Below are 1,030 nucleotides of genomic sequence, written 5' to 3'. Positions count from 1 at the left end.
CATTTCGCTAAGGTCGACGCTGGCAAGATAGGAAATCCAATGTTGACGGTGCTCACCAGCCAGCCTGTCTCTTATACACATCTAGATGTGTATAAGAGACAGGCTTCGCACCGCGCATCCGCGACCTCAACGAGCGCAGGCTGTACGGACTTTCGCCGCTCGATCCGTGGCCGACAATACGCCCGCTCGTCGCCGGCCCGGTTAACGTCCGCGCGATCGAGGAGAACTGGGACGAGACGCTGCGGCTCGCCGCCTCCATCCGCGCAGGCACCGTCAGCGCCTCGGTCATGCTCCGCAAGCTGGCCGGATTCCCACGTCAAAACCCGGTCGCCCGCGCGTTGCGCGAGATCGGGCGGATCGAGCGCACCCTGTTCATGCTCGACTGGTTCGACGATCCCGAACAGCGGCGTCGCACCGGCAGCATCCTCAACAAGGGCGAGGCCCGCAACGCGCTCGCCCGTGCCATCTTCTTCAACCGCCTCGGCGAATTGCGCGACCGCACATTCGAGAACCAGCGCCATCGTGCCTCCGGGCTAACCCTTCTCACCGCTGCCGCTGTCTCTTATACACATCTAGATGTGTATAAGAGACAGGCCTGCAACATCGGCCTTGAGCCGGTGGTCCGCCCGGAATTTGCGGCGCTGCGGCGCGACCGGCTTTCCTGGGTCAGTCAGAATTTCATTCGCCCCGAAACCATCGCCGCGGCGAACGCCGCGATCGTTGCCGCGCACAGTCGTCTGGATATCGTCCAACATTGGGGCGCCGGCGAGGTGGCCAGCGCCGACGGCATGCGTTTTGTCGCTCCGTCGAGCGCCATACACGCCGGTCCCAACCCCAAATATTATGGCCAGGAGCGCGGCGTCACCTGGTACAACATGATCTCCGATCAGTTCAGCGGTCTGGGCGGCGCGGTCATCCCCGGCACCTTGCGCGACAGCCTGGTCCTGTCTCTTATACACATCTAGATGTGTATAAGAGACAGGTTTGACGAAGGGGACACGTCGACGTTCGCCGCCCTGGACGCGCTGCG

The 1,030-nt window shown here is 62.8% G+C and carries 1 pseudogene; it reads left to right on the top strand.

Annotated features, from left to right (window positions below):
* Nucleotides 1–104: 104 nt before the first annotated feature.
* Nucleotides 105–947, top strand: a pseudogene (locus tag CDQ92_RS22005) (Tn3 family transposase); the annotation flags it as partial.
* Between the last annotated feature and the right edge of the window lie 83 nt (nt 948–1,030).

Source organism: Sphingopyxis bauzanensis (assembly GCF_002205675.1).
Classification (GTDB): Bacteria; Pseudomonadota; Alphaproteobacteria; order Sphingomonadales; family Sphingomonadaceae; genus Sphingopyxis; species Sphingopyxis bauzanensis.
Note: the sequence above shows the minus strand (reverse complement) of the source record. Positions and strands in the feature narration are given on the sequence as shown.